Annotated in this window: 1 protein-coding gene and 1 pseudogene; both read right to left on the reverse strand. The window is 40.1% G+C overall.

Going from position 1 to position 4,951, the window contains the following annotated elements:
• Positions 1-2,842, reverse strand: a pseudogene (locus NU09_RS17000) (hypothetical protein); the annotation flags it as partial.
• Positions 2,843-2,902: 60 nt separating this feature from the next.
• Positions 2,903-4,951: beta strand repeat-containing protein (locus tag NU09_RS17130; RefSeq protein WP_410501061.1), on the reverse strand; the 2,049-nt coding region annotated here is incomplete at its 5' end.

Consider the following 4,951-nt stretch of genomic DNA (forward strand, 5'->3'; position numbering starts at 1 on the left):
CCCAACGATAGGTTACACCTGTACCTGCAATAACATTCCCTGTTAAAGTTGCCGGAGTAGTCCCGTTACAAATTGTCTGGTCTGAACCTATACTCCCTGCTGCCGGTATGGCATTTACGGTAATCTGTATAGATGAGGTAGCTGCCGTACAAACTGTAGAACCGGAAGTAGATATAGTAACCCTTCGATAATAGGTTGTAGTTGTTAATGATGGTGGCTGGTACGTAAGATTATTTGTTGATGATATCGGCGCCCATGTACTGTTATCTGATGATGATTCCCATCTATAGGTTATGGTTCCAGCACCTGTACCTGGTGAACTGGATGTTAAACTTGCAGGAATTGAGCCACTACATATTGTTTGATTTGAACCTACTCCTCCCGGATTAGTTGTACTCAAAACAGTTATAATAACATTTGAAGTAGCTGCTTCACATGATTTAGTTCCGTTAGTTACTACAGTAACCCTTCTATAATATGTGGTAGCCGTTAATGCCGGTGGCTGATAATTAAGTCCTGTACCACCTGTACCTACTGCTGTCCAGCCTGACGTACCGTTTAAAGACCTCTCCCATCGGTAAGTCAAAGTACCACCACTTGGTGCCGTACCCGCTGTTGTAGAGGTTAACTGCGCCGGAGTAGCTCCGTTACAAATAGTTTGATCAGCACCAATAGCACCAGCTGTAGGAGAAGCATATACTATAACCTGTATTGGTACTTTATTACTTTCACACGTTGCGTTTTTCTGACTTACATAGTAAGTTGTTGTACCAGGAGTTGTTGTACTTGGCACAAAAGGATAATCTGATGCAAAACCACCGTTTACTACATACCATTGTAATTGATATGAAGCATTTGTAGTATTTGCAGATAATGCCGTCGCAGTTTCTCCCTGGCAATAATATACCGGACTGGTTACTGTAGGAGTTGTAGGAGCTGCATTTAATGTAACTGAGTTAACATCGTTTGCCTGGTTAACAGTCGTTTGAAGTTCTGTACCTCCATAACTATTACTATTCACCTCTGCTCTGTATTCAACTTGAGCACTATCTGTAAAGGAGGTTGTTCCTACAGGTGGGGTAATAGTATATATAATAGGATAATCTGTTTGATAAATACTCCCAGGTCCTAATATCTGATCACTGTTATCGGTAGGATATCTTGCTAAATAAGTATAAGTTGTATATCCTGCACTAGGAGTATCTGTCTGTGTTCTTTTATGCCAACGGGCTGTAGCATCATTATTGCTTGTTGTTTGACTCGTAGCACTATCATCATAAGTGTATCCCGGAGGAATCACTTTAGTCACTACTATACGCTCGCCTGTTGATCCTCTTCTTCTGTATGTTGCATTATTCTGACCAATATTTGCCACTCTCAGCTCAAATGTTTTACCTGACGGGCTTGACGGATTAATACATAAGTCATTTACCGTAGTCCTTGCAAGAACTAAATCCACACCTTCTGCATACACAGGCGTACTAACAGTACTGATGTTATTACTTAAATCCTCATCAAAAGGCGGAGTAATAGTAGCCGTGTTATTTAAAATGTTTCCGGCGGGTATGCTTGTTAGTGTACCGGTTACGAAAATTTTACCTGTACTGTTTGCTGCAAGATTAAATGTTCCTGTAATTTGGTTTGTCGTTAAACTTGCCGCTGTAGGAAGTGTTATAGATGAAAAGCCTGAAGAAGTAATTGAAGTAATATTAAAACCCGGATTGCCTTCTGCGACAAGGTTGCCATTACCATCTGTAACCTCGTCTAAAAAGCTCACATTAAGAGCATCAATATCTGTATCATTTACAACATCAATAGTATAGGTAATAACATTTTCACCTCCTGAACCGTTTACGCTTCTTAAAATATCTTTATCAGCTCTTTTGTCAACCCTCACGTTTCCCGGAGTTGTAACTAAAAGGTTCCTGATTTCATGATAGTTTACACCACCTCCTGAAGATGCACCAAAACCAAGTTTTAATAATGCAGGTGGTGGTGTTGTTGTTGTATAGGTTATCAAATCGGTAAAGTTAGCTGCCGAAGATTTCTTCCATCTAACTATTATCTGATAGTATACACCTGCCTGATCTAACGGAAGGATTTCTAACTGTACCCTTCTGTAAAATTGTGCGTCAGTTGGCCTCGTTGAAGTCTGTGTATTATAATCAATTTCATTTCTAGCCCTGATAGCATCATCCCCACCTGTCCTGTTTCCTAAAGCGGCACCACCTAAATAAGCATTCGTTGTAGCTGTATTTGTAGTTGTTGGGCCTCTCAATACTACTGCATTTGGCACAACTCCGGGGCCTCCGTTTCTTCCTTCGGTAGGATTAGAAAAGTTCCCATAAGCATCCAGACCTACACCAACGTAACCTCCGGCAAGTCCTGAACCTCCATTAGGTGCATACCCTAACGATCCTCCGTAACCACCCATAGCAAAAGTAGAATTGGCATCAAACAGGAATACGGTTAAACCATCAGCACCACTGTACCCGTCATTTACGTCTCGCCACATTTTATATTCAAAATCCACAAGTACTCCCGAAGAAGAAGGGAATGAATTGTCTACATAAGCGTATCCTCTTTGGTATGTAGATGAATTGGTAAGTCTTAACCAACCCTGATTAACAGGGTCATTAATACCCGAAGTAAGGTAAGCCATACCGCCACCGCCACCGGGGCCACCTATTATTATACTAGGGTTACCATTACCTCTAAAGTCTTCCATAATGGCAAACTGTGCAAAAGCCTTGTTAACACCCGCCAATAAAAACATGGCAAAGCATAAAACTATAACTCTTGAGAAGCTGTGGTTATCTATTTTTATTTCTTGATTTCGCATGATTTTCTTACTTCTTAAGAAAATGAGCAGGCTTATATAAGCCTGCTCAAAGGCTTTGTTTTATTTTATTACAAATACAATGTTCATGTAAGAAGTCTGAGTACCAGAGCCTATAACGTCGTAGCTTAAAACACCGTTGGCATCAATACTTAAGTTGGCAAATACCGCTGTATCATAATAAGTAATGTAATAATACAATGATTCGGCAGTTGGTAAATATGGTATATCATCCGGTGCCTCATCTGCTCCTCCTACATCACTCTTAATCATCAATGGGTTTGATGCTCCCTCGAACTGATTAACATACTCTTGATACAAGTCTCTTGTTATGCCCGTTACAGGTGTACCTGTATATACCGATGTATCAAATATTACAGCCGGCATGTAGAAAAACTTAGGCATCATACTGTTAGGTATAACTGGTGAATTTGTCCATCCAACATTTCCTGATTCATCTGTAGTTAAGGTTTTGTTGTTACCTCCAGAAGCTATATCTGCCTCAGTAATGGTGCCGTCAGCAATTTTGTCTGTAGTTACAGCACCATCAGCAATAGTAAGAGTAACATCATTAAATGCTGCTCCCGTACCTCCGGTAACATCAATATCAGTTGAAGTAATATTACCATCTCCACTAAGACCTGTTAAATCTACTTCTAAAGCACCTGTTGTAGCATTTTGAGTTATACCGTTACCAGCTACATCAGAATTTATTTTAGCTGCCGTCACTGAATCATCAGCGAGTTTGGCTGTACTAATTCCGCCATTGTTTACTGATATACTTGTATTGGCTAATGCTGCATTATTACCTCCCGATACAGAGATTGATGAATCTCCGTTAGAAATATTATAAGTTGAAACAGAGTTGAAACTTACGTTACCTGATGCATCTGCCATAGCTATACGTCCATTAGCTCCTGTACCTGCATTCATTTTTGCAGTTGTAACAGCTCCATTCTCAATATCTTCAGTAGCTATTGTTCCGTCAATAATCATGTCTGAATTGATAACATCATCATTGATACTTAATGTTACATCATTAAAAGCTGCATCAGTTCCGCCTGTTACATTAAGGTGTGATGAAGTAATGTCTCCGTCTCCGCTTAGTGCAGTAACATCAACCTCAAGTGCGCCTGTTGTAGCATTCTGAGTTAAACCGGCACCTGCGATATCGCCGTTTATCTTGTCAGCTGTTACTGAATCATCTATTAAATTAACAGTAGCAACTGCGTCATCTGCAAGTTTAGCATTGGTAACCGCATCGTCAGCTAACTTAGCTGTAGTTACAGCACCATCCTTAATATTGATAGTAACATCTGCAAAGGCTGCATCAGTTCCACCTGTTACATCAAGGTCTGTTGATGTGATGTTTCCATCTCCGCTTAGTCCAGTAACATCAACTTCTAATGCTCCTGTTGTAGTGTTCTGAATTAAACCAGTACCTGCAACATCAGCATTTATTTTAGCTGCAGTTATAGCATCATTGGCAACATCCACTGTTTTAATTGTACCATCAAGAATTTTATTACTTGTTACAGCACCATCAGCAAAATCCTCTTCTATAATAGTTCCGTTAACAATGTTCTCTGTTGCAACTGCATTATCTGCAAGTTTAGCATTAGTAACCGCATCATTAGCTAACTTAGCTGTAGTTACAGCACCGTCTGCAATAGTAAGGGTAACATCATTAAATGTTGCTCCCGTCCCTCCTGTAACATCAATATCTGTTGAATTGATGTCTCCATCTGCAAGATTATCAATAGTATTTACTACCTCGTCAATAGCTGTCTGTACAGTAGTACCAGTTAGGCCTGAAGCGGTATTGTCATAGGCAAGGGCCGAGGCGTTGGTATCGATCGTGTCGATAATACTGCCGTCCGCTGCCGTGAAGGTATATACACCTGCTGCTTCGTTGATTGTAAGACCATTAGTATCGATGATTACATCATTACCTTCTTCATTTGTATATGTATATGTTCCATCTAAATTATTAACTAATGTTGTAACAACGTTAATATCTGATAAAGATATAGTAGTAGTGTTGCCTTCGCTGTCGGTAAGTACCAGGTTACCCCCTGTTACAGCAAGGGTCGCATTGGTCGTGTTGGTGAT

Source organism: Flavobacterium beibuense (assembly GCF_004151245.1).
GTDB lineage: Bacteria > Bacteroidota > Bacteroidia > Flavobacteriales > Flavobacteriaceae > Flavobacterium > Flavobacterium beibuense_A.